This window comes from Candidatus Erwinia haradaeae (assembly GCF_900698965.1).
Classification (GTDB): domain Bacteria; phylum Pseudomonadota; class Gammaproteobacteria; order Enterobacterales; family Enterobacteriaceae; genus Erwinia_E; species Erwinia_E haradaeae_A.
Window position 1 is genome coordinate 860852 of sequence record NZ_LR217725.1, and the last position, 25530, is coordinate 886381.

At 35.3% G+C, this 25530-nt stretch carries 17 protein-coding genes and 1 pseudogene; 14 read left to right on the forward strand and 4 right to left on the reverse strand.

The annotated features are described in order from the left end of the window. The first annotated feature begins 1484 nt into the window (after positions 1-1484). The 3 genes from cspE to sstT all read left to right on the forward strand — a co-directional run bounded on the left by cspE (position 1485) and on the right by sstT (position 6545). On the forward strand, positions 1485-1694 hold the full coding sequence (cspE, locus tag CIPSTX3056_RS02715; protein ID WP_072666400.1) for a transcription antiterminator/RNA stability regulator CspE: 210 nt from the start codon (positions 1485-1487) through the stop codon (positions 1692-1694). Positions 1695-3076: 1382 nt separating this feature from the next. Then, the gene (gene hemF, locus CIPSTX3056_RS02720; protein ID WP_072666401.1) at positions 3077-3988 is read left to right on the forward strand and encodes an oxygen-dependent coproporphyrinogen oxidase; all 912 of its coding nucleotides are present in this window, start codon (positions 3077-3079) and stop codon (positions 3986-3988) included. Positions 3989-5282: 1294 nt separating this feature from the next. Continuing rightward, positions 5283-6545 carry a serine/threonine transporter SstT gene (gene sstT / locus CIPSTX3056_RS02725; RefSeq protein WP_072666402.1) on the forward strand — a complete coding sequence of 421 codons (1263 nt, stop codon included), beginning with the start codon at positions 5283-5285 and terminating at the stop codon, positions 6543-6545. Between the two features lie 1037 nt (positions 6546-7582). Here the strand turns inward: sstT and CIPSTX3056_RS02730 are convergent. Genes CIPSTX3056_RS02730 through CIPSTX3056_RS02740 form a run of 3 tightly spaced genes read right to left on the reverse strand, consistent with a single transcriptional unit; the run spans position 7583 to position 11621 of the window. Next, positions 7583-9337, reverse strand: a complete 1755-nt coding sequence (locus tag CIPSTX3056_RS02730; RefSeq protein ID WP_072666403.1) for a SmdB family multidrug efflux ABC transporter permease/ATP-binding protein — start codon at positions 9335-9337, stop codon at positions 7583-7585. Next, the gene (locus tag CIPSTX3056_RS02735; RefSeq protein WP_072666404.1) at positions 9330-11099 is read right to left on the reverse strand and encodes a SmdA family multidrug ABC transporter permease/ATP-binding protein; all 1770 of its coding nucleotides are present in this window, start codon (positions 11097-11099) and stop codon (positions 9330-9332) included. Before CIPSTX3056_RS02735 ends, CIPSTX3056_RS02730 begins: the two co-directional genes overlap by 8 nt. A gap of 48 nt (positions 11100-11147) precedes the next feature. Beyond that, positions 11148-11621 (reverse strand): Lrp/AsnC family transcriptional regulator, encoded by a 474-nt coding sequence (locus CIPSTX3056_RS02740; protein WP_072666405.1) that lies wholly within the window; start codon positions 11619-11621, stop codon positions 11148-11150. 108 nt (positions 11622-11729) lie between these two features. On the opposite strand from CIPSTX3056_RS02740, the gene CIPSTX3056_RS02745 reads away from it, so the two are divergent. The 11 genes and pseudogenes from CIPSTX3056_RS02745 to kdsB all read left to right on the forward strand — a co-directional run bounded on the left by CIPSTX3056_RS02745 (position 11730) and on the right by kdsB (position 24692). Beyond that, on the forward strand, positions 11730-12641 hold the full coding sequence (locus tag CIPSTX3056_RS02745; RefSeq protein ID WP_072666406.1) for a DMT family transporter: 912 nt from the start codon (positions 11730-11732) through the stop codon (positions 12639-12641). Between the two features lie 440 nt (positions 12642-13081). Beyond that, positions 13082-13210: a hypothetical protein gene (locus CIPSTX3056_RS03465; RefSeq protein WP_269456851.1), complete on the forward strand. Its 129-nt coding sequence runs from the start codon at positions 13082-13084 to the stop codon at positions 13208-13210. Positions 13211-15634: 2424 nt separating this feature from the next. Further along, positions 15635-16492, forward strand: a pseudogene (gene cyoA / locus CIPSTX3056_RS02750) (ubiquinol oxidase subunit II); the annotation flags it as partial. Positions 16493-16656: 164 nt separating this feature from the next. Next, the gene (cyoB, locus tag CIPSTX3056_RS02755) at positions 16657-18666 is read left to right on the forward strand and encodes a cytochrome o ubiquinol oxidase subunit I (protein ID WP_072666407.1); all 2010 of its coding nucleotides are present in this window, start codon (positions 16657-16659) and stop codon (positions 18664-18666) included. Further along, positions 18656-19243 carry a cytochrome o ubiquinol oxidase subunit III gene (cyoC, locus tag CIPSTX3056_RS02760; RefSeq protein ID WP_072666408.1) on the forward strand — a complete coding sequence of 196 codons (588 nt, stop codon included), beginning with the start codon at positions 18656-18658 and terminating at the stop codon, positions 19241-19243. Before cyoB ends, cyoC begins: the two co-directional genes overlap by 11 nt. Then, entirely contained in the window at positions 19243-19572 is a 330-nt protein-coding gene (locus CIPSTX3056_RS02765) for a cytochrome o ubiquinol oxidase subunit IV (protein ID WP_072666409.1), read from the forward strand. The genes cyoC and CIPSTX3056_RS02765 overlap by 1 nt, the downstream gene beginning before the upstream one ends. 33 nt (positions 19573-19605) lie before the next feature. Continuing rightward, positions 19606-20493, forward strand: a complete 888-nt coding sequence (cyoE, locus tag CIPSTX3056_RS02770) for a heme o synthase (RefSeq protein WP_072666410.1) — start codon at positions 19606-19608, stop codon at positions 20491-20493. Positions 20494-20614: 121 nt separating this feature from the next. Next, on the forward strand, positions 20615-21982 hold the full coding sequence (locus tag CIPSTX3056_RS02775) for an MFS transporter (RefSeq protein WP_072666411.1): 1368 nt from the start codon (positions 20615-20617) through the stop codon (positions 21980-21982). Between the two features lie 628 nt (positions 21983-22610). Beyond that, positions 22611-23552 carry a malate dehydrogenase gene (mdh, locus tag CIPSTX3056_RS02780; RefSeq protein ID WP_072666412.1) on the forward strand — a complete coding sequence of 314 codons (942 nt, stop codon included), beginning with the start codon at positions 22611-22613 and terminating at the stop codon, positions 23550-23552. A 208-nt stretch (positions 23553-23760) separates the two neighbouring features. Then, complete coding sequence (locus CIPSTX3056_RS02785; RefSeq protein WP_072666413.1) at positions 23761-23934, forward strand: Trm112 family protein; 174 nt, start codon at positions 23761-23763, stop codon at positions 23932-23934. A gap of 11 nt (positions 23935-23945) precedes the next feature. Then, complete coding sequence (kdsB, locus tag CIPSTX3056_RS02790) at positions 23946-24692, forward strand: 3-deoxy-manno-octulosonate cytidylyltransferase (RefSeq protein ID WP_072666414.1); 747 nt, start codon at positions 23946-23948, stop codon at positions 24690-24692. Between the two features lie 394 nt (positions 24693-25086). On the opposite strand, the gene CIPSTX3056_RS02795 is transcribed toward kdsB, so the two are convergent. Further along, positions 25087-25305, reverse strand: coding sequence for a hypothetical protein (locus tag CIPSTX3056_RS02795; protein ID WP_072666415.1), 219 nt, complete (start codon positions 25303-25305; stop codon positions 25087-25089). Positions 25306-25530: the final 225 nt, after the last annotated feature.

The window sequence follows — 25530 nt, forward strand, 5'->3', positions numbered from 1 at the left end:
GTATTTTTTACGTAGTTTTTACGTAATTTTAGAAACTTAACTTAGTGTGTGTAATTTATCTAGCTATAGCTAGATATGAGGCTATAGCTAGATATTAGATATTGAGAGGGATATATTTAGCATTTAATTCATTTAATACTAGCCTATAATAACTTTTAGAGCTATTTAGCAAAAATCACATCTATAAATATTTGGAAATATCTGATTGAGCAGTATCGGTATGCACATCATTCATGCCTTGCTAAAAAATCTAGTTTTTATAAAAATTCCAGTTTGATATAAACATCAAAAGAGACCGATAAACATCATAAACATAATATGATAAATATATGATAAATCTGCTAGTAAACCACGGCAGTAAAATATAAGTAATCATGATTATATATAAAGAAAAATTAGCAACAATACAAATAAAACTAAAAATTTTACTCAAAAGTTATCAGAAGTTACCAGAGATCAACTCTAATATTATATAGTGTTCAGATATTTATATAGAACGTAATATACTGCTTGTCGCACACTAGTAGTGTAACAAAAATCAGATTTATCAATCACTAGATGTAGCGTACTGTCTATTCAGATACATCATCACTATCCAAAAACGTTAACTAGTCCAATCCGTGTTGTGCTGTCCAGGAAAAACTACCGCACTTAAGGCTCTCATCTGATTTTGTTCAAGATGTATTTTTACATTACGACAGAAAGCTCTGAGTCAGACAGGATGGTTATGCATATTACTCAGAGGTTAGTGCTGCACCAAGGTTAAGTATCTATTAATAATCAATGGTGTGCTGTGACACTAGCTAAGTGCTATTTAAGACATGTAGACACCAGGCGTCTAAAAAAACCAGCAACAGAAGATTGTGCTGCTAATATTTGAGTCATTGTTCGTGCCTATAAAGGTGTAGGTGTAATAGATTGTTACAGAGTAAATATATCGAGTAGACTTTTTATAAAGTATAGGTTCTGTAGAATATTTTAACATAAAATACACATAAAATATTTTAACTATTTTAACTACTGATAACAAAGTTGTTATAGTCTTCGTAAAATCTCTGTACAATCTTCCTAAGGATAGAATATTATATCGTGAACGGTAGTACTGTCATTCATTGCAATACTTCTTGTATATTTTATCTTCATAAGAACTCGAATATCTAAAAATAATGGTATATATCACTTGCTATCAAGAACTGAAGTATCCATCAGTACCTAAACAGATCAAGTGCATTATTTACGAGATCACCGAACCTGTATGAAAAATGACTTGCGATTAATGAACGGATGTGTGATAAATATCTTAGCAAAACGAGATACAGCTCTGTGTATGAGTAGCATCTTTCAGTAAAGAAGATCCGAGTAAAGACGTTGACGTTGCATACCGCTTCCTTGCCGAGCCTTAATTAATGCCTCATGCAGTAATGTTTCTAGTTTTTCTGAACGTAAAGCCCACGGGCGCATCATCTCTCTAAGGAATTTGTAAAATGGCAAAGATTAAAGGTCAGGTAAAGTGGTTTAACGAGTCTAAAGGTTTTGGTTTTATTACGCCTGCTGATGGCAGCAAAGATGTGTTTGTGCATTTTTCTGCTATTCAGGGTAACGGGTTTAAGACACTTGCTGAAGGTCAAGGCGTGGAGTTTGAAATTCAAGATGGACAAAAAGGTCCCGCTGCCGTGAACGTTAGCGCGATCTAATATTGATTATAGTTTGTTATTGACTTTCTTCACGTAATCCAAACTGAAATCTTAATACAACCTTAATACTACATCTAGCTCCGTCAGAAATGACGGGGCTCTTAATAACATTCTCACTTATGAAGATATATCGTAATATATGAACATTACAATATTAAGATATATAGCTTGTCTGTCACCCACTTAGCGCCTCTAAGTGCTCTTGAGACTGGTTTGTGCACTAATAAGCTAGAAAACACATGGCACTTGATGAACGCATCTATCTTTTCAGGTAATACGCGGTCATGATTTAATTATGTATTTTTATGTTAAAATACTCTACATAATAATATGCAAAATCTATTTAATATATTTACTTTGTGGTAAATTATTGCACCTTGCAGGCGGGAACAATAACTTAAATATTAGCAGCATAATCTTCTGCTTCTAGTATTTTCAGCCATGTCCCTCGTTTCTGTATATACTCTCTCTAATAAAGAATAACCAAGACCGAGGCGTGTCACTGCTGATTATAGATACTTAATCTTATCATTGAATACATCCATCACTGCCTGACTATGTGAATAATCATTATGGATTATGTAAAACTTCTTTATAGAACACAATACGATACTCGTCTTACTCTCATCAGACAGAGTGTCTTGATTGGTTTAAAGAGATATGTTCTTGGAAAATTTAGAAAAAGTTCAACTTTCCAAGGAATTCTCATAATGATAGTCTATCTAGCTAAGAGGTTGCTCTTTTTCAACATACCCAAGCGCTCGAGAGGTACACTTTATAAAATTGATAAAATATAGAATATTTCAGATATTATACACAGGTTAATCTGTCACCCATTCAGAACAAAATAAGGCAATGATTGTCAATATTTTGTATGCGTTTTAAATAATTTTACTATACACTCACAAGAATATTTCTATTATACATTTACATTCTGCTATTGATAGTTTTTGTTTTTGATGTTTATTTGATGTTTAATATAAGAAAATTTACACTATGATCATATCATCACAACATTAAACACTTGATACATTGTTAGACTTTTATTATAAATTATCACATAACAACAGTAGAAGATTTTTCGCGTATGGAGTGTACTTTTTGAAAGTAATCGCGTTACATGCAAAATAGATCTGGCTTTCCACAACCCAGTATCTTATTTCTGTTCCAGAATCAGAGTTTTGTGCAATACAAGGCTAATACAAATACTTTTACATCTTATACTGGTGCACACTAAAAGTAAAAATATAATATTACGAGCCGATGAAATGAATTTAGAACTTATATCACGGTGCCGCTATTATTAGCGCTGATTATATTACAATATCAATATTATATCGTATGTATTAGCATTGTATCGTATGTATTAGTGAGATGCCATGATGGACACACCGGATATCTTTCTAGTTAAAGAGTTCTTACTTTCCCTTCAAGAGAATATTTGCCGAAAACTAGAAAAAGTAGACTGCACTGGTATTTTTATTAGAGATGCTTGGCAAGCACCAGGAAAAGGAGCAGGACGTAGCTGCATCCTTAAAAACGGAACAATATTTGAACAAATAGGCGTTAACTTCTCGCATGTTTATGGAGATTCAATGCCTATCTTTGCCACCGCAAACCGTCCTGATCTTGCTGGTTGTAAATTCGAAGCAGTAGGTATCTCAGTAGTAATTCATCCTAATAATCCTTATATCCCTAGTAGCCATGCTAATATACGTTTCTTTATAGCGAAAAAACCAAAAAATACTCAACCTATTTGGTGGTTTGGTGGTGGGTTTGACCTGACACCATTCTATGGTTTTATTGAGGATGTCGTGTTTTGGCATAAGAGCGCCTATGATCTTTGTCAGCCATTTGGTGACGGTTTATATGTGCGCTATAAGAAATGGTGCGATGACTATTTTTATCTTCGACATAGAAATGAACAACGTGGTGTTGGAGGATTATTCTTTGATGATCTTTGTATTCATGGTTTTAATCACAGCTTTCAGTTTGCAAAGGCTGTAGGACAGAGTTTTTGTGATACTTATATACCAATTCTTGAAAAACGAAAAGTATTGGCATGGAGTAATCGAGAGCGTGATTTTCAGCTTTACCGTCGCGGTCGTTATATTGAATTTAATCTTGTATATGATCGCGGTACATTATTTGGCCTTCATTCTGGAGGACGCATAGAGTCAATTTTTATATCTATGCCGCCACTTGCTCGTTGGGAATATGACTATAAACCCCAGAAAGGAAGCCCAGAAGAGGCGCTTTATCGTGATTTTCTGATAGTTAAGGATTGGCTGTAATTAGGTGAATCTTATTAATATGAGCTTCTGAATGATAAAGCAGATAATAAAGCAGATAAAATACATAAAGCACTGTTAAGATAACACAGAGCATAGCTTTGTTTGATTATGCAGTATTTTTATAAAACGCGTCATTCCTTAAATAGTGCTATAGCATTGACAGTATAATCCATGGCCCCTAAGGAGATATATATATCTGGCATCCAATATGGTTCGATCAGGGGTTTCTATATAATCTAGGATTATAGCATGAGCGCATGCAGTATGCATGCTAACGAAAAATATACATATATTAAAAATCAAATATATTAAAGATATATATCAAACTAACAGTTATACATACAATTATATAGCTAGATAGCTACAAAACAGATCAAAAACAGATAAAACTAAAATATCTTGCAAGATCTTGCAAATGCCTAGATCTTTCAGCATCTCAGAATGAGCAATGCTGATTATTCTAAGATTCTGCCCAGAACTGAGTTATGGCTTGTTCTATTTTATAGAATACTCATCTCTCATTGAGCAACAGAGATTCATAAGGCATGTTAAAACTAAAAACCTAGATCAGAATCTTACAACAGTTAATGGAAAAATATTCTCGACTCAGAATTCAGAGTAAGCCCTATTTCACTATTAGTTACATTGTAATTCATGGCTACGCATGATTACTATACTGCAAATTATAACTAATCAGTGAATATTGAACATTGAATCATAGCAAATAATTCCATTTACCATGACATAAAAACTAACTATAGAACGTGTACCTGATCATCGTAGCTGACCATAACGCAATTCCACTCTTGTAATCTTTTGTAATACAGATTAAGTTTAACTTGTAGCTTAAAAAATAAACTCCTAGTTGCTCTATTGCTCTATTTTCTCTATTTCTTGAGGCTTAATGGTAACCATTTGATGAGGTATCTGATATATACTATACTCTTGTGATATATTAAAGTTATTTCAGGTGCAGAATAATGAGTTGCGTTACACACAGCGCTTGAGAGCGTGATCTAATTTAAAAACTACAACAGATATCTCTCTGAAGTAGAATGCTTATAGTATTATGCTATATCTATCAACTGCAGCGATCGTGCGTGTCTAATTCATATAGAGTCACATTATTAAGTGATATATAAAAACATACTGTACACTGACCTTTACCTATCAGATAATCCCTAGGTAATCCACCAGACTACTGCTATATACCTTCTGTTGTATGCCTTAATCAAGTACATAGTATTGGCATATTAATATAAGAGTAGCAGCACCTTAAAAGTGATTTAAGATAATGAGAAAAGCATATAATAGGTGTCTCAAATTAAGCTTAATAACGCAAATTATCATTGGACTGATATGTGGCGTTGTTTTTGCGTGGTTATCAGAAAGTTATGCAATAGCAGTAGGCATACTTGGAGAGTTATTCATTAACGCGTTAAAAGCAATTGCTCCTGTGTTGGTCCTAATGCTTATTCTTACCTCGATCGCCAGTTATCATAAAAGAAAGAATAGTAACATTCGTAAAGTTATTGTACTGTACCTTTTTAGCACATTTAGTGCTTCAATGGTGGCTTTAATCGCTAGCTATTTTATACCACAACACCTAACCTTAAAAACTACTACCACTGGGGCCAGTGTAATACCTCCTTCTAGTATTTTGGAGGTTCTGCATGGATTTTTGATCAGCATGATCACTAATCTCATTGAAGCATTGATGACTTCTAATTATATTAGCATTCTAATTTGGGGGGTAGGTTTAGGATTTGCCTTTCGAAACAGTAGTGATAACACACATGTTTTTCTAAAAGACATCTCAGACGCAATTACCCAATTAGTCTGTGTTATTATGAAATTTGCACCAATTGGTATATTTGGTCTAATATCATCCAGTCTCGCCTCTACTGGATTTCATGCAGTATGGCAATACGCACATCTGATTAGTTTACTGATCGGATGCATGCTGATTATTGCGTTACTTCTTAACCCTGTACTTGTATGGTGGCATATTCGTCGCAATCCTTATCCACTGGTTTTTACCTGTCTGCGCGAAAGCGGTATTACTGCCTTCTTTACTCGTAGCTCAGTCGCTAATATTCCAGTCAATATGGCTCTTGCAAAAAAACTAGATTTAAACCCGAATACCTATACGGCGTCTATTCCAATTGGAGCAAATATTAGTATGGCTGGAGCATCCATTACCATTACAGTGATGACATTAGCAACTCTACATACTTTAAACATAAGCTTACATATCTCTACTGCCATACTGCTTAGTATTGTAGCTTCTATCTGTGCATGTGGAGCATCTGCTATAGCGGGAGGCTCTCTTCTTCTGATACCAGTAGTTTGTAATATGTTTGGAATTCCCCATGCGGTGACAATTCAAGTAGTAGGGATTGGCTTTATTATTAGTGTCTTGCAAGATTCTGTAGAAACTGCATTAAATTCATCAGCAGGTATTTTATTTACCGCCGCTGTTTGCATAGCTAAACAAGATCAACTTGAAAAGCGCACCCAATTTGCTACTACAGCGTCACCCTTTTTAGATAAGTAAGATATTCATATTTTAGATAAGTAAGGTATTCATAAGACGTTAAATCATTCATATTTGTATATATAAAAGTATCACTTTTATATATACAAATATCAAAGTTAGCAGATATGTAAGATTTGATTAAAACATAACATCTATACTAAAATGTCATTACGTGACATGTCTAGCTAAATTACATGTCTATCTAACAGACTACTATTGTGAGTGTTTTTATTATGATCACGCATGTATTGAGTTAAGATATAACACAGGTCGTTTAGCATGGTAAGGATGCTCATGATATAATATTGTATTATTTAAAGATTTTAAACACTACTAACACTGTTGATAGTAACATACTGTATTCTATCATAAATGGGAATAGATTTTTAAAAAAATAGTCTCTACTATCTTAGGTCAAGATTGATGTGTCTTATTAAGGATGGTTGTGTTTACTCATAGTGATTCACAATGTATTCTTCACTCTATACCTTTCAGTATCAGACTTTCAGTCTAATTAGAGTATAACCAAGATGTCTACTAAAGAGTAGAGTATATCTAGGACGACAAAGTACATATCTCTATTTACTTGATTCTCCTGGATATACAGACTTTAAATAAATGCGTCTTAACACAATACATTTCTTAATACTGCCAGAACTATATTGATAGATATTTTATCCAGGATCATTAGCATTAATTACATAAAAATAATATGTATTGTAAGACCATCATATCAATGTGCATTCTGCATCGTTACACTACTGTAGTTAGATAACAAGCTCTAGCAAGAGCTGTTGTGCATACTGTTATTTTATGTATTATAAATAATAACTTGACTCCACCCGATTCGTATCTCGAACTAGAGATGTTATATAACAATTTTACCTATAGCTGAAGAAAAAGTTATAAATGTGTGTATAGATTAAAGCAATCAATACGCAAGGCATCTCTGATGCTCTAATACAAAATTAACACGCTATCTAATATTTCTAGATGCATATATTGTTAGATACATCTACCTCTCTCCTCGAGATATTTGTTACACAGAATAGATCTCATGTAGCTGCACACTCTGCGCCAACTAGCTGCAAACGATACATCTGCCAGTATCTGCCTCGCATTTCTAGTAATGTTTGGTGATTACCTTTTTCGACTACCTGACCTCGATGTAATACAAGAATAGTATCTGCCTCAGTGATCGTAGACAGTCGATGAGCAATAACTATCAATGTAGTATGCTGGCGGACTAAACATAAAGCTCTCTGGATCGCTTGCTCTGTTCCAGAATCAATATTAGCAGTAGCTTCATCTAAAATCAGTATCTGGGGGATGATCGCTAACACACGTGCTATTGCTAATAATTGCTTCTGCCCAATGGAGAGGCAGTTACCTTGCTCTCCTAATTCTGTCAAAATACCTTGAGGCATAGAACGCGCAAGATCATCTAATTGAACTGCACTTAGTACATCCCATACTGCTTTCTCAGTAATATCTCTACCTAAGCTTACATTAGAAAAAAAAGTATCAGCTAGCACTACTGGATCCTGCTGAACCATTGCTATACTCTTTCGTAACGCAGAATGGCTTAATGAAGATATAGGCCTGCTATCAAGATAGATCTCACCTTCACTAAGAGGGTAATACCCCATTAATAAATTAGCTAATGTGCTTTTACCACTTCCTGTTTGTCCAACTAATGCTACAAAATGGCGCTCTGGTATCGATATATTAATATTTTTTAATACTGGATACCCCGAACGATAGCTGAATGTAAGATTACAAATATCAATTTTTCCACTATTTAATGGTTGAATATCTTTACCATAAGGCTGAGAGGGAGAGTCTATTAGTTCGAAAATCCTCTCACCTGCTACAGCAGCCTGCTGCAAAATCGACTGCTGTGTAGTAATTTCAATCAGTGGCTCATTCAGACGAGAAAGGTAATTAATGAAAGCATATAGGATGCCGACTTCTATTGTACTATCTGATGAGCAGCCATACAACATCATTAATCCGCATAATATTAACGCAGAAAAAAGACTAAGAAGAGGTCTTAATAAAAAACCTTCTAGTCGGAGAATATCCATTCGCGCTATATAATGCAAACGACTAGCCTTACCCATGCGTTTACCGAAACGCGCCTGTTGGCGAAATTGCTGAATAATACTCATCCCGTTAATAACTTCATTAAAACCATTATTAATATCAGCTAAACAACTCCGTAATCGCCGAACGATTGGTGTACTATAGCGCTGATATATTAACATCACTGTTAACACTGCTGGGAAAATAGTTATTGCCACTAAAGCCATACGCCAATTTAGAGTAAACATTGCTATAAGCATCGATCCAACTAGAGCGGCACTACGAAGTGCAGTTGACACCACAGTGACATAAAGATCACGAACTACTTCAGTATCATTAGTAACCCGAGAAATGATTTGACCAACAGGTTGAGTGTCAAAAGCACTTAATGGCTGACGCAAAGCCGCATCCATAACATTAGTGCGCAAATGCTGTACAACTCCTACAGCAACCTGATTAAACCATAACGCCTGCCAATAGTACAGCAGTGCTGCAAATAGCTGTAGCAAGAGATAACTGATAATAATCATGCCAGAAAAAAAATTAAAAGGCATATGACGTTCATCAATCTGATCAATAAAGTAGCTAATGAAAACTGACCCGAGAACTTCAGAGCCAGCAGCAATCCATAGCATAACTATCGCTAAACAGAGTGATTTCTTCCATGGAGCGCCATAAGATAGAAGGCGTTTAATAGTTGGCCAGAGCCGAATAGCATTACCCATGAGGCGCTCTACATGCTATATCATCCTCACCTAATGCCTCTTCCAATTGCTGATAACGATACATCTCTCGATACCAACCTTTACTGGAAATTAACTGTTGATGATCCCCACGCTGTATTATTGTTCCGTGCTGTAATACTAAAATTTCACTTGCTTCAGATAAAACAGATAGGCGGTGGGCTGTGATAATTACTGTACGTTTTTCCCCCCAATGCCGTAAATTGTGCATAATTTTATATTCAGTACGACCATCTACAGCAGAGAGAGCATCATCTAATATGAGAATTTCGGCATTTAATAATAATGCTCTCGCAATAGCAATACGTTGCTTTTGTCCACCAGATAGCATTATTCCACGCTCGCCAACTTCTGTGTCATACCCCTGAGGTAAATGTAATATATCTTCATGAACATGAGCAAGACGAGCTACATATTCAATGTCACACTGTGTAGCTGTAGGACATCCTAAAGCAATATTTTGTGCTACACTATCGGAAAACAAAAATGGAGTCTGACTAGCTACTGCCAATCTCCTACGCCAGGTATCTAGACGTAACTGCGACAGCGGAATATTGTGAAACTGAATATCACCAGAATCAATATCGAAGTGTCGCTGAACTAAACTTAACAAAGTGCTTTTTCCAGACCCAGTGGGCCCGCATAAACCTAGCATCTGTCCTGGCTGAATCGTTGTATTGAAGTTAAATAATGCAATCTTCTTAGAACCAGGATAACAAAATCTCTGGATGGAGATTTTTAAAAGACCACGCTCTTTTGGTAATGTTTTATGACCATCAGGAACCACTGGTGCTTCTGCTAGTAAAGCATAGATTCGACCCCAGGCTGCGCTTCCGCGCTCTACAATATTAAACATCCACGCAAATGCTAACATAGGCCAGATCATTAAACCAAGGTACATGACAAAACTAGTTAACTGCCCAAGGGTCATGGACCCATGCCATACCATCCAGCTTCCGCCAACAACGGCTAAAAGACTGGAGATTGCTATAAAAAGATAAATTGTTGGGTCAAAACGCGCATCAATACGCGCTACACGTAAATTTTGCTCCCCTGTATTTTTCGCAATAATAGCAAATTTATCTGATTGATGACCTTCCAAACCAAATGCTTTAATCATACGGATACTACTTAAACTTTCTTGAGTTTGATCGTTTAATGAGGAAAAGGCAGCCTGTACCTTTTTAAAACGGTTATGCAATTGATGTCCATAGCATTTAATCACTAACGCCATGATAGGCATCGGAATTAAAGCTAATAAAGTAAGGCTTAAGCTGATTTGATGAATCATAACTACTAAAACCGTGACCCCCATCACTACAGAGTCTACTAAAGTTAAAAATCCTTCGCCAGCAGCAAAAACCACACGATCTATATCATTGGTGGCCCTCGCAATTAAATCACCAGTGCGATGACGTAAGTAAAATTCAGGGTTCTGACGACTCAATTTCTGATAAAAACTGTCACGTAGTTCTACCGCAAGATGATAAGATGCGCCAAATAATAATACACGCCACATATAATGGAGAAAATACACAATAATCGCTGTAAGTAACATTACAACAATCCACTTTATGAGTTGACCATGACTAATACCACCCCGTTTAACGCCGTCTACAATTTTACCCACAATGTGTGGCGGAAAGAGTTTAAGCACAGCAATGACAAGCAGAAGCAGAACAGCACCGAGATAACGGCGCCATTCTCGCAAAAAATACCAACTTAATTGGCTAAATAATTGCACTAGAAAAAATCCTGATTATCAACTGAATCAGCAAGGTGGGCCCACCACTTAAGTCGAAACCGGTAAAGCGGTAGTGTATTTTATTTCTTCCATAGCAAAACTTGAAGTCACATCAAGCAAGGCAGGAACCCTATTGAGTAATTTTTTATAAAAAGCATCGTAACTTTTCATATTGGGTACTTGCACTCTCAAGAGGTAGTCATACTCCCCAGCCATACGATACAAAGCCATAACTTCTGGCATAGCTTTGACTACACCAACAAACTGATTAAACCAATTCCGACTATGCTGATGAGTTTTAATCAAAACAAAAGCAGTCACATCAAGACCTAGCTTTTTACTATCTAGGAGAGCCACCCGTGCCCGGATATAACCTTCATCCTCTAATCTCTTTAAGCGCTTCCAGCAAGGGGTTGTCGTCAGACAGATGTGCTCTGCTAAAACCTGCAGAGACACAGTGCAATCCTGTTGCAAAAAGCTCAACAATAAACGATCCTTTGTATCCAGCGTTATCGGTAGCAAAATATTCTCCTTGTACTCATCTTAGAAGTAGGATTTTAGCAACCTTTTCTCCTAGCATCTCGTTAGTCTGATCTATATACTAAGCTTACCACATAGATCGGAGGCAGGATGAATAGAAAAATTTATCATAATCTTTTAATAATAGGTTTATTTACAACTGTTTGTCTTACGTGGGGTACAACATGGATAGCCATGAAGATCGCAGTCTCTGCAGTGCCAGCTATTCTTGCCACCGGACTGCGATTCCTTTGTGCTGCTCCATTGTTATTGCTGCTAGCACACTATAAAAAAGCTCCATTATTATTTCCATCCACCCAATTCGGGTTTCAGTGGTGCGTGACCATCTTTTACTTTGCTATACCTTTTACTTTAATGCTTTATGGTGAAAGCTATACTTCTTCTAGTTTAGCATCTATTATTTTTGCCACAATGCCAGCTGCTGTCTTAACATTATCTTTGATAATGCTAAAAGAGCGCGCGACTTTACGACAAATAGTGGGATTAGCTATCAGCATTTTAACCTTAAGCATTATTTTATGGCATGAAGGCCATTCTGGCATAAAAAATCAACTATGTGGCATAATGGCACTATTAATAGCAGTACTTATGCATGCTGTCATGTACGTCCAATGCAAAAAACGTTGTGTTGGAATTTCTGTGCTTAGCTATAATGCTTTGCCTTCCTTAGGTGCTGGTATATTTCTAACGTTAATTGGTTTAAGTGAGTCACCTAATTTCCATGCTTTTACTCCTCAAGCGCTATTATCAATAATTTACCTAGGTATTGTTGCTGGTGTTGGAGGGGTTCTAGCATATTTTTCTTTACAACAAATCACTCAACCATTTCAAGCATCTTTAGTTTTTATGATTTTTCCAATAATTGCAGTAATATTAGAAAATATAATTAACGGAAGCAGCATTAGTCATCAATCCCTAATATTACTTGTACCTTTTCTGTTTGGAATAATACTAATATTATATCGCCACCCTGAAAAACATAATGCTGAATTATCTCGGTAAGGCCAGAAAAGAATTCTATTAACTTAATATAATCAGTGCTCTAAAATATCTTTAGAACAAAATGGTTATGCTATTTGTAGATAGTTCATACTCTTACTGATTGCATCCTATCTAGACCAGCGTGTATAACTTTATTGTTATAGCATAAATACTATCTACCGCTCTTTATTATGCCATATTATGCCACCTCTTGTGAATGTACGTAAAGCATTACAAATTAGATAATAAGTATTGATGACCATGCCAGATTATTTTATCTGCAGCACCACCAAGTACGATGTTTACTGTCTAATGATTTAACTCTGTCAGGCTCTCTAGGAGGTTTATAAGGAATAACAGTAATCTCTAGGTCGGCAAAACTTTATAGAAGTATTGTGATTGCATGTATTACAGTCAAATAAACATTAATAATAAAAAATTAATAATAAAAAATTACCACTATGGTTCAGGAAGTGATCTGGCGCTCATCCTCAATTATTGTAGAACAATACTCAATAATAATGACATGGTTGACAGTAGGTCAGTTTGGTGCTGATCTAGACAATACAGGTCTTGCTCAATGGAGATAGTTAAGAGAAAAATGAGAAAAATTTATTATAAAAGACTCAAATAACAACTCTAAAGATAGTTAAGCATCTCACGCTCTGAAAACATACAATACAAGGAAGAGTCAACACAACCACTGCAACAAGCTTAATACATTAAATAAGCAACGACCATCAGTACAGTATGAAAGAAGGCTTCTAGCTCACTTCAAACATGATATATATACGTGTAGAAATGGCACTATTTTAGCTTTTTGATTGATAATGCACAGACTATCATTACAGCGCTAAAAGAACCAAAATACATTAAAGGTGAACCAGAACTGATAATAATCACAAAACAATAGTATAACAAATCAATCATGCTCCCTTTCAGGGCATTTTCAGAAAGCAAAATTTATGACAAGCACACTACATAATTAGATAACTATGCACAAAATTATTACAAAAGCACAATGGAAGGCTATTCTTGAACAGCATTTCAACTCACTGTGTCATAAATTATCTAAATAATATTGCAGACCCGCTAGAGTAATGAACTGATATTTTTTAACGCTAGAATCAATAACCATAGAATAAAAAATAGTATCTATCAGTTTTCTAGTAGTAAACATGCTATGACTAAAACAGATATTAAGACTACAGATAAAGCAGAAGAAATTTATTAGTCATTAGTTGAGGACTCTCTATCTAGATAGATCTGTATAGCAGGACAAAAATATCTATGTACAAGAAAGACAGTTCATAGAAACAGCTCTCTATCTCTACTCTTTATAAATTTATAAATGTATCTAGCATAAATGTATCTAGCAAGAGAAGCCTACAATGTTACTATTGGCTAACGAGTTCGTTAACCATGCTTATTGATCACAATAACAAAAGAAAGAGCTATAATATTACCTTAACATCCGAGCGATACTCATCGAGCCAAATACTGATGATCTGTATAGCCAATACTATGCTTTTATAGCTGATCCCATACTACAAAATATACAATACCAACATACAACACCAATAAAAGTCAGGCGATCCTTAATGAACAATATAATTTAGGTATACGGCGTTTGCTTTGTTAACTGTGTTGATTTTAAAAATTTTCAATTTCAATATAAAAAATAACAATAAAAATAAAAAACAAATAAATGATACTTGAATAAATATATCACATAATAGAGTCATTACGATTATGATATAGTACCTTCGAGCGCACACTGTTATACGATATGAAAGGATTGCTGTAAAGAGATTGAAAGAGATGACAGCAGTGTCAATGATCATTCCAATAAGTAATATTAAGACTATATAATATATAGCTAGTAATTTACTAATTTACTATGGTACAGGATGTTCTTGCTTAGCAGGCATACAATGAAGAGATGTATTGTTCTGGCCTATTGTGATAAACAATCTTAATATTACATAGTATGCTACTATCATTATACATATGACTATCATCATTACTATCCATGAATCTGAGTTCAGAAGTTTTTGAGCTCCTAGCTCCTATAAGTATTAACTAAATTCGTACATTATTATTAATATATTATTTATTATTATATATTATAATATTTTATAATTTATAATATAATATTGTATATTAATATTGTATAATTGATGATTACATCAAGGTGTGATTATAAATCTGGGTATCTAATATATTTAGTGTACACTTAGATTGGTGTATAATAAATGAGAATAATAAGTGAATATTAGTATGCTATATATACCATTTCGCGATTATTTGCAGTTGATTTGCTACATAGCAAACGCAATCGAATCTATTAATTAAACTAGTCTTCTGTAAGGTTATCCCAAAACCTTACAAAAATTTTTCTCCAAGATTAAGACCAATTATAACGCTTAATCTGAAAAAACTTGACATATTTATCAGGTGTTTGCATTGAGATAGCAATAATACGATATGGCAAATATAGCCTTTCAAAAGATATGTAATCTAGAGCAACTTTATGCAGTTGAGATTAAAAACATCAAAATCATTAGAAATACTCTGTCCTGTTATCAACACATTGAATATTACAATTCTCACAATATTTTATAACAAACAATGTTTTATACATAATAAGACATTTATGATGAGTTAGTTTGAGCATCTAACAACTGATAAGATAGAATAGATTTTATTATACATGAGGTATCACAAAAAACAGTGCCATGTATATTCATCAGGTGCACTCCTAAACAAGTATAAAATACTTTTATTAGAATTGATTGATGTTGCATTGTGAGAAAATTTAAGAATGTATATGATCTTGATCTGTCATAGTCAATTTTTAGAGTGATACACAAGCGCGTGCATTGATTCTTTGTTGGTTGGATGAAAAAGTTAGCTAACAGTCTTGCAATGCTCAAACCTGCTCGAAGAATACTCTTTGCAACGAGAGTATAGCTATTATTATCAAGATCAAGTATCACGATCAAGGTCACTAAATGAAACTTAATATATACAATAACAAAATAAAAACTGTGTTATTAATCACAATGATGTTATCTTTTTTATTATCTAGTGGTTGTGATATTACACTACTCAACCCTAAAGGACAGATAGCTATAGAGCAACGATCACTAATTATCACAGCTTTTTCGGTAATGATGATAGTTGTTATTCCAGCTATTGTGTTATCAATACTATTCGCCTACAGGTATCGAGAATCTAATGCGCACGCGATATATAATCCAGACTGGGATCATTCTAGTACAATAGAAGCTGTGGTATGGATTGTACCTATTTTAATAATTACATTCCTTGGAATCCTGACATGGAAGTCCACTCATGTTCTCGAACCGCGACATCCATTAACATCAAATATTAACCCGATTACCATCGAAGTGGTATCACTCGACTGGAAATGGTTATTTATTTATCCCGAGCAAGGTATTGCTACTGTTAATGAAATCGCTTTTCCGGTGAACTGCCCGGTACACTTTAAGATTACATCAGATACTGTAATGAACTCTTTTTTTATACCTGCTCTCGGCAGCCAAATGTATGCTATGCCTGGCATGCAAACACAGTTGCATTTAATTGCGAATGAAGCAGGTACATTTAGCGGCATCTCTTCGAATTATAGTGGCAACGGATTTTCTCAGATGAAATTCCAAGCCATTGCTACTGGCAATGTTACTGAGTTTAATCAATGGATATCCAAAGCCAAAAAATCTTCTAAGATTTTGATGAATATGAGTGATTTTAAATATTTAGCTTCATTAAAAAACAATTACTCTGTTCAATTCTTTTCAAATGTAAAACCAGAACTATTTAAAAACATTATTCATCAATTTGATTCTAAGAATAAAGGAGATATTAAAATATCTGACAACATTAATACTCCTATTCGTATCAATGTACATAGTACACATTCTAGTCGGAACCTAGAATCAAGACATCACTTAGTAACATACTACAAATAATTTTTTAGTCTCAACTGTACGCAATGATGAGGAAATACACGATGTTAGGAAAGTTAACCCTAGACGCAATCCCTTTCCATGAACCTATTATCATGGTTACAGTTGCCGCTATTATTTTTACTGGCATTGCTATGTCTGGGGTTATTACATATTTTGGCAAATGGACATACCTCTGGTCCGAATGGTTTACCTCCGTAGATCATAAAAAACTTGGCATAATGTATATTATTATGGGGTTCGTGATGTTGCTGCGAGGTTTTGCTGATGCCATTATGATGCGTACTCAACAGGTTCTTGCCTCTTCTGGAAAAGAGGGTTTCTTATCAGCTCACCACTATGATCAAATTTTTACCGCACATGGTGTGATTATGATCTTTTTTGTAGCCATGCCCTTTGTGGTAGGTTTAATGAATATTATAGTTCCATTACAGATTGGTGCAAGAGACGTAGCGTTTCCATATCTTAACAACCTCAGCTTTTGGTTAACAGCTGCAGGTGTCGCTCTAATTAATCTATCACTGGGTCTCGGTGAATTTGCACAAACTGGTTGGTTGGCCTATCCACCCCTATCTGGACCAGAATATAGCCCAGGAGTTGGCGTTGATTATTGGATATGGAGTTTACAGATTTCTGGTATTGCTACGACACTTACAGGAATAAACTTTATAGTTACTATTTTAAAGATGCGCGTATTGGGCATGACTATGTTTAAAATGCCAGTATTTACTTGGACATCTCTATGCACCAGCGTTCTGATTGTTGCCGCATTTCCAGTGTTAACTGTAACACTAACACTACTCACTTTAGATCGCTATCTTGACTTCCATTTCTTTAGCAATGACATGGGCGGAAATATGATGATGTATGTTAATCTCATCTGGATTTGGGGGCATCCAGAGGTATACATCCTGGTTCTACCAGTCTTTGGTATCTTTTCTGAAGTGGTAGCTACGTTTTCATATAAACGATTATTTGGTTACACATCACTGGTTTGGGCTACAATCGTTATTACAATTTTATCTTTTGTTGTGTGGTTACATCATTTTTTTACAATGGGCGCAGGTGCAAACGTTAACGCCTTTTTTGGAATTATGACGATGATTATCGCTATTCCGACTGGTGTCAAAATCTTTAACTGGTTGTTTACAATGTACCAAGGCCGCATTAAGCTGCATCCCGCAATGTTATGGACTATGGGTTTTTTAGTCACTTTCTCTTTAGGTGGTATGGCAGGTGTTCTATTAGCTATTCCTGGAGCAGATTTTGTCCTACACAATAGTGTATTTTTGGTAGCGCATTTTCATAATGTAATTATTGGCGGTGTAGTGTTTGGGTGCTTTGCGGGTATAACCTACTGGTTTCCAAAGGCATTCGGATTTATTTTAAACGAAACGTGGGGCGTTCGTGCATTTTGGTTTTGGATCATTGGCTTCTTTGTTGCCTTTATGCCACTTTATATATTAGGTTTTATGGGGATGACGCGTCGTCTGAGTCAAGATATCGACCCACAGTTTCATCCAATGCTAGTTATTGCCGCTAGTGGCGCAGCCTTGATAAGCTGTGGTGTGGTTTGTCAAATTATTCAATTCTATGTTACGATCCGTGATCGCGTTCAGAACCGCGATCATACTGGTGACCCATGGAATGGGCGTACCCTAGAGTGGTCCACCTCATCTCCCGCTCCATTCTATAATTTTGCTATTGTACCTCAAGTAGATACACGTGACGCATTTTGGGCCATGAAAGAAAAAATAAAAAGACAGGGTAAGAATGAAGCTTCTTCCAAAAAAATTCATTATGTGGAAATTCATATGCCAAAAAATAGCAGTACTGGAATCGTAATAGCATTTTTTAGTCTACTTTGTGGTTTTGCTATGATCTGGCATATCTGGTGGCTTGTTATTACATCATTATTAGGAGTGCTGCTCTCTTGGAGCATAAAAAGCTTTGACGATGACGTGGATTACTTAGTATCCATTGCAGAGATTTTAGCAATCGAAAATCATAATTTTGAGGAAAAAAAGAAAAACAGGATTCATCATGTTAACTAAAAATCTAACGACACACCAAAATGTAGAAACAAATAAAATCTTCGGGTTCTGGCTCTATCTAATGAGTGACTGCATAATTTTTGCAACACTGTTTGCTACATATGGTGTAATCGTAAATAATATTGCTAATGGTCCAACAGGTAAAGAGTTCTTTAATCTACCATGTGTATTATTTGAGACTATCCTTCTCTTATTAAGCTCTGTAATGCATGGTTTAGCTATTATCCACATGAATCTAGGACACAAAAGTTCGGTCATAACTTACCTAACACTAACTTTTTTATTTGCTCTTGGGTTTATTGCCATGGAAGGCGCTGAATTTTTTGATCTTTTTTCTAGAGGTATTACTCCTCATATTAGTGCTTTCTTGTCTGGATTTTTTACTCTGGTGGGTACTCATGGTTTGCATGTGCTCTTTGGTATGCTCTGGATGCTCCTCTTGATTTTCCAAATAAGCACACGGGGTCTGACCGAAACCAATCGTATACGTCTTACATGTCTAAGCCTGTTCTGGCACTTTCTAGATATTGTATGGATTTGTGTATTTACTATTGTATACCTTATAGGGGAGGTATAGTGAGATATCCTAACACAAAAAATGGTGATGCATATTTTAGCCTTCAGACTTATCTAAAAGGTTTTATTTTCTCTATTCTTTTAACTATCATTCCATTTTGGATGGTTATCAATCGAGCTGGATCGAAAAGTACAATCTTATCTCTAGTCATAATCTGTGCCATTGTTCAAATTTTTGTGCATTTAATATATTTTTTACACCTCAACAGAAAATCAGAAGAGGGATGGAACTTCATTGCGATTCTATTTACAGCGTTAATTATTCTGATTATCATTGCCGGTTCACTATGGATTATGTGGAATCTCAACTGCAATATGATGGATTCTTAGTTGAGATTTAGACAACTTAGAGTCATCAAGCACTTGATTGCTCGATATATAGAGATAACCAAGCCAGGAATTATTTTTGGAAATTTAATTTCTGTTATTGGAGGATTTTTACTCGCTTCTCAAGGTGACATTAATTATATAGAACTTTGTTCTACTGTTTTCGGTGCAGGGCTGATAGTTGCATCTAGCTGTGTCTACAATAACTATATAGATCGTGACATTGATAAAAAAACTCATCGCACTAAAAATCGAGCATTAGCAAAAGGGCTAATCTCTCTAAAATTAAGCCTAATGTATGCCACTATATTAGGTGTCACTGGCTTTGCTGTATTATATAGTAAAGCAAACTTTCTTGCCATGTCAGTTGCTGCTATAGGCATGATAATTTATGTTTGCATCTATAGTCTATATATGAAACGTCATTCTCTTCATGGTACATTTGTTGGCAGCCTGTCTGGAGCCACACCACCAATTATCGGTTACTGTGCGGCCTCTAATCAACTACAACCCGGCGCACTTATACTACTGATTATCTTTAGTTTATGGCAAATACCACATTCTTATGCCATAGCTATATATCGAATCCAAGATTATCAATTAGCTAATATTCCAATCTTACCAGTTGTTAAGGGTGTTTTTATAACAAAACGTTATATCACCATATATATCATTGCATTTATCGCAGCTACCCTAATGCTAAAAATTTTTGGTTACACCGGATATAAATATCTAGTAGTAGTGTCTATAGTAAACACGTGGTGGTTAATGATAGCTATATCAGGTTACACAACCCAAGACGATCGCCTTTGGGCGCGAAAATTATTTCTGATTTCAATTGTAGTCATTACCACGCTAAGTATCATGATGTCTGTTGATGTTATAGCAGTAAATCCAAAGCACGTGCCAGTATATATAAGTTAAACGCTGGAAATGATTTTTCGTCTATGTAGTCTAGAACGGTAATGTGTTATTATTCTATTTGTGTAGTCTTGAACACTACCCATCATAAAAACGTGTCATTACTAAAGATATCAAGGTAATCATGGCTCATAATAAAATGACCCCACTTGAGAAATATGCAAGCTGGGGTCTTGGGACAGTTTTTTCATTGCGAATGCTAGGGCTCTTTATGGCTCTACCTATCCTTACAACTTATGGTGGCAACTTAAATGGTGCGACTGAAACATTAACAGGGCTAGCTATTGGCATATACGGCATTACTCAAGCTTTTTTTCAAATTCCTTTCGGTGTACTATCTGACCGCTTTGGCCGAAAACCATTAATTATCAGCGGTCTATCTATTTTTATGATCGGCAGCATAATTGCCGCTATGACAGAATCTATATGGGGTGTGATTCTTGGACGCGCTTTGCAAGGAGTCGGGGCAATAGCCGGAACAATTTTGGCACTTTTATCTGATCTCATGAGTGAGGAAAACTACACTAAAGCAATCACTTTTCTTGGCATTAGCTTCGGGATCACTTTTTCCCTTGCTATAGTTCTTGGACCTATTATCACTCAAGCGCTTGGCCTTCAAGAACTATTCTGGATCATCGCAGTATTAACCATGATTAGTATAATAATTACACTGATCATTGTACCATCAACGTCAAAGCACACACTAAATCGTGAATCTTCACTAGTAACAAGCAGTATTCGTCACGTCATTGGCAATTCTCATCTAATGAAGCTCAATCTTAGTGTTTTCTTTTTGCATGTGTTACTAATGTCGAGTTTTATTGGAGTACCTAAACATTTTATTATGGTAGGATTATCTGCTGGCGAACACTGGAAAATATACCTATGTACAATGTCAATAGCTTTAGCTCTTGCAGCACCATTACTCATCTATGCTGAAAAAAAACGTCAAATGAAAAAAGTTTTCGTCTTAGCTATAGGATGCATTTTAGGAGCTGAGACTGTCTTTTGGATGATAGATTACCCAATATGGACTCTAATCACTAGTCTAGAGATATTCTTTGTTAGTTTTAATCTGATTGAAGCAATTCTACCCTCATTTATCAGTAAGCAATCCCCTGTTGGCTATAAAGGTACAGCAATGGGAGTATACACTACTAGTCAGTGTATTGGTGTGGCAACTGGAGGTTTTGTAGGTGGCTGGATATTAGATTACATGGGTAGTAGTACAGTATTTTTATTTAACATGTTGGTAGCGTTATCTTGGTTTGTATTGAGCCTAAACCTAAGAGAACCTCGTTATCTTAGTACTTTACGTTTTCATCTTGAAGATTGCATACAAGATCCGATTCAATTGCAAAACTTTCTAAAGCAGCAAGATGGTATATTTGATGCATGGATATTACCTCATGAAAAAAGCGCTTATGTAAAAATTGATAGTAAAATGACAAATCGGGATGAGATAAAAAAAATAATGTCACAAAAAGTGTAATACACACCATATTAACACTGACGAGGTTTGGAGAAAATATTTTTAGTTAACACTAGAGTATTGTATCTTAAGTTTAAGATCTATAATAATAATTACTAATCAACACTCAAGGCATATTGCTTAGCAATATTCATTGATAATATTGGATAGAATCTTTAGAGACATTAATAAAAATGCATGCAGAAATTAATATCTTATTAGATCCAATATTGGTTTAAATCTAAAATATTAAAAAATTGACTGTGTTTTGTTATTTTTAATAAAGCATATAACCTATTAGTAAAAGCACAATAAGCACAATATAAGTTCGTAATCAAAAGTTTTCATATATTATAAGTTATCATGCCTATGATACATATCATTATTTGAATCGAGATAGAAGATGACGTATCATATGTCATAATTTTACTAAAAATATAATTTTTATAATTTTTTGTGATCTCATGGCAAGTTAAATGAATCTTCATTAATAATCCTGTTCGTGATCAGTTCTAGAAATAACTGGGTTTAAAATATTTCACATAAATTCTATCTTGCTATTGAGCAAGGCAAGTCACTTACGATGAACTTGATCGTAGCAGTATACAGCCCACACAATTTTAATGTAAGATAACTTAAGGAGTATCAGATGAAAGTGACAATCCTTGGTGCGGCAGGAGGTATTGGTCAAGCCCTTTCTTTATTGCTCAAGACACAACTACCAGAAGGCTCTAAATTATCTCTATATGATATTTCTCCAATTACCCCAGGTGTTGCAGTTGACTTAAGTCATATACCTACTTCTGTTAGCATGCAAGGGTTTACAGGAGACAATATCACTCTAGCACTAAAAGACACTCAAATCGTATTAATTGCAGCTGGTTTCGCGCGAAAGCCTGGTATGGATCGATCTGATCTTTTGCAATTAAATGCTAGAATTATTGAACACCTTATAGAGCAGGTATCTATCACTAGTCCATATGCTATAATAGGCATTATTACCAATCCAATTAACACTACTGTTCCTATAGCGGCTAAAGTACTAAAAAAATTTGGAGTTTATAATAGAAAAAAACTATTCGGCATTACTATGCTAGATATTATCCGTAGTAATACATTGATTGCTTTATTGACTGGCAAAGCACCAGAAAAATTCAACATCCGAGTTATTGGGGGTCACTCAGGCTCCACAATTCTGCCTCTCTTCTCTCAAGCATCGCATAGTAATATTCAATTAACTACAGAAGAAATTCACGATCTTACAAAAGATATCCAAAATGCAGGTACAATAGTACTTGAATCCAAGTCTGGTGGTGGGTCTGCCACTCTTTCAATGGCATATGCAGCAACACATTTTTGTCTCTCACTCGTGCGCGCTTTGAAAGGAGCAACTAACATAATAGAATGTGCATATGTTGAAGGACCGGGGGAATATGCTAAATTCTTTTCGCAACCCCTTATGTTAGGAAAGGATGGAATCTCTGAGTATTGCCCCATTGGTAAACTTAGTGCATTTGAAATGAATGCACTCAGAAACATGCTCGATCAACTCAAATACGACATTCAACTAGGAGAAGATCTTGTTAAGTAATCCATGAGATACTGAGCGCTATATATTAAGAGTTACAGCTAGGTGTGAAAATTCAAATCTGATACTATATAATGCTTATACAACCAACATCAAGACTAGTTCATCAGATGGCACGGAAGACCCTCAAAAAGCTTATGCGCTTACTATTCAGTATAGTGCTAGTATTGTATATATAGGTTTAATATCTTATATTATTTTATGGAGTGTTATGGATACTTGCTTTTTAGATATTCTTGCGTGCCCACAGTGTTATCAGCCGTTAGAGCTGTATAATAATCAAGATCACCTCGAACTTATCTGTCAAATAGACCAGTTAATCTATCCGATCCGAGATGGCATTCCAGTTTTACTCAAACACGCAGCTCGCCATCTAGCACTATAGGAGGACGGTTCATGAATTTTATAGCCATAATTCCAGCACGTTTTGCTTCTAGACGCATGCCGGGCAAGCCTCTATTAACATTACATGGAAAACCGATGATACTTCATGTAGTCGAGAAAGCTCTGAAATCTGGTGCACAAAAAGTTATTGTTGCCACTGATCATGATGATATAGCAACCACAGTACGTACTGCTCATGTCGAGGTTTTGATGACAAAAAAAAACCATCAGTCTGGCACGGAACGTCTATCTGAGGTAATTGAACACTATCAGTTCCCTAACGAAACAGTGATTGTCAATGTTCAAGGTGATGAGCCGATGATACCTCCAATGATGATACAACAGGTAGCACAAAACCTATCATCTCATAGCGTAAACATAGCTACATTAGCAACACCAATACACTCTTTACAAGAAGCACACAACCCAAACCTAGTTAAGGTCGTTCGAGATATCTACGGCTGTGCATTGTATTTTTCTCGTTCTGTGATCCCTTGGAGTCGCACGAACAGTTTCATTACAACACATAATGCTAACATACCACTGCTTCGTCATATCGGTATTTATAGCTATTATGCTGGATTTATTCGCCGTTATGTTAGTTGGCAATCTACACTCTTAGAAAGTGAGGAGCTCTTAGAGCAACTTCGTGTATTATGGTATGGTGAAAAAATACATGTTGATATTACTCAGGCTCATCTTACACATGGCATAGATACACCAGAAGATCTCGCAAAGCTTAATCAACTTAATAAATAAAGTCTAAGGTATTAAAGCAATGCATTCAACTATCACATGCCAATCTATCAGACATTTTGAATGCTATTGTAAAAAAGTTTACTACTTTACAAGAAAATTACAAGAAAAATCCTGACTGAGTACTGAGCATTTACATCTAGATACTGCTAATTTCTTGCATGCTCTCAACAAGCATAGATACATGACCGCCAGAATGTTTCTGTGAAATCTCTTGAAAAATAAAAATATAGAATACATGTCGTTTTACACAATATGTAGCAGATCATGTGTAACGCTATATTATAACATTTGCATTCCGTACACACCTCCTTGTGATCATTTTCCTATTTAAACAGATTGTGGTATTAATAAATCTCAATCTATTTATATGTCATGTATTTCCTGATCATTACTACTACTGGTATTGTCTACCCAGCCGTTGCTTCATTTCTCTTTGATATTTATTATAATCATCTCCGCATTCTGCTGAACAAAATGCTGTTCCTAAAACAATAGTCTCCTCTTTGCACCAAATACATTGTCCATCAGGACTTTTGAGGCTTTTTTCTCGGGATGATAGTGCTGCGTTAATAATATCTTGCTCGCGTTTTTGAGCTAAATCTGCTTCATCCATTATTTAACTCCTACATAAGTTTTATGCCTTGAGATTGTATGGGCTCTCTTTAGAGCCCACTGGAGATACATATCACCACCTATATTTACAAATATTCTCCATGTATTTTAAATAAAGTTAGATAAGTATTGGTAAGGAAATATCATCTTTAGTCCTTCATGTTATAACAGGTTGCAATTCAAACAAGTGCAGATCCTAAATATCCATTTATACATGATTCACATA

Bases quoted from the DNA above. Each gene is read 5' to 3' on its own strand.
- cspE (WP_072666400.1), top strand. From the start codon at position 1,485: ATGGCAAAGATTAAAGGTCAGGTAAAGTGGTTTAACGAGTCTAAAGGT.
- hemF (WP_072666401.1), top strand. From the start codon at position 3,077: ATGGACACACCGGATATCTTTCTAGTTAAAGAGTTCTTACTTTCCCTT.
- sstT (WP_072666402.1), top strand. From the start codon at position 5,283: ATGAGAAAAGCATATAATAGGTGTCTCAAATTAAGCTTAATAACGCAA.
- CIPSTX3056_RS02730 (WP_072666403.1), bottom strand. From the start codon at position 9,337: ATGGGTAATGCTATTCGGCTCTGGCCAACTATTAAACGCCTTCTATCT.
- CIPSTX3056_RS02745 (WP_072666406.1), top strand. From the start codon at position 11,730: ATGAATAGAAAAATTTATCATAATCTTTTAATAATAGGTTTATTTACA.
- CIPSTX3056_RS03465 (WP_269456851.1), top strand. From the start codon at position 13,082: ATGGTTCAGGAAGTGATCTGGCGCTCATCCTCAATTATTGTAGAACAA.
- cyoB (WP_072666407.1), top strand. From the start codon at position 16,657: ATGTTAGGAAAGTTAACCCTAGACGCAATCCCTTTCCATGAACCTATT.
- cyoC (WP_072666408.1), top strand. From the start codon at position 18,656: ATGTTAACTAAAAATCTAACGACACACCAAAATGTAGAAACAAATAAA.
- CIPSTX3056_RS02775 (WP_072666411.1), top strand. From the start codon at position 20,615: ATGGCTCATAATAAAATGACCCCACTTGAGAAATATGCAAGCTGGGGT.
- mdh (WP_072666412.1), top strand. From the start codon at position 22,611: ATGAAAGTGACAATCCTTGGTGCGGCAGGAGGTATTGGTCAAGCCCTT.
- CIPSTX3056_RS02785 (WP_072666413.1), top strand. From the start codon at position 23,761: ATGGATACTTGCTTTTTAGATATTCTTGCGTGCCCACAGTGTTATCAG.
- kdsB (WP_072666414.1), top strand. From the start codon at position 23,946: ATGAATTTTATAGCCATAATTCCAGCACGTTTTGCTTCTAGACGCATG.
- CIPSTX3056_RS02795 (WP_072666415.1), bottom strand. From the start codon at position 25,305: ATGGATGAAGCAGATTTAGCTCAAAAACGCGAGCAAGATATTATTAAC.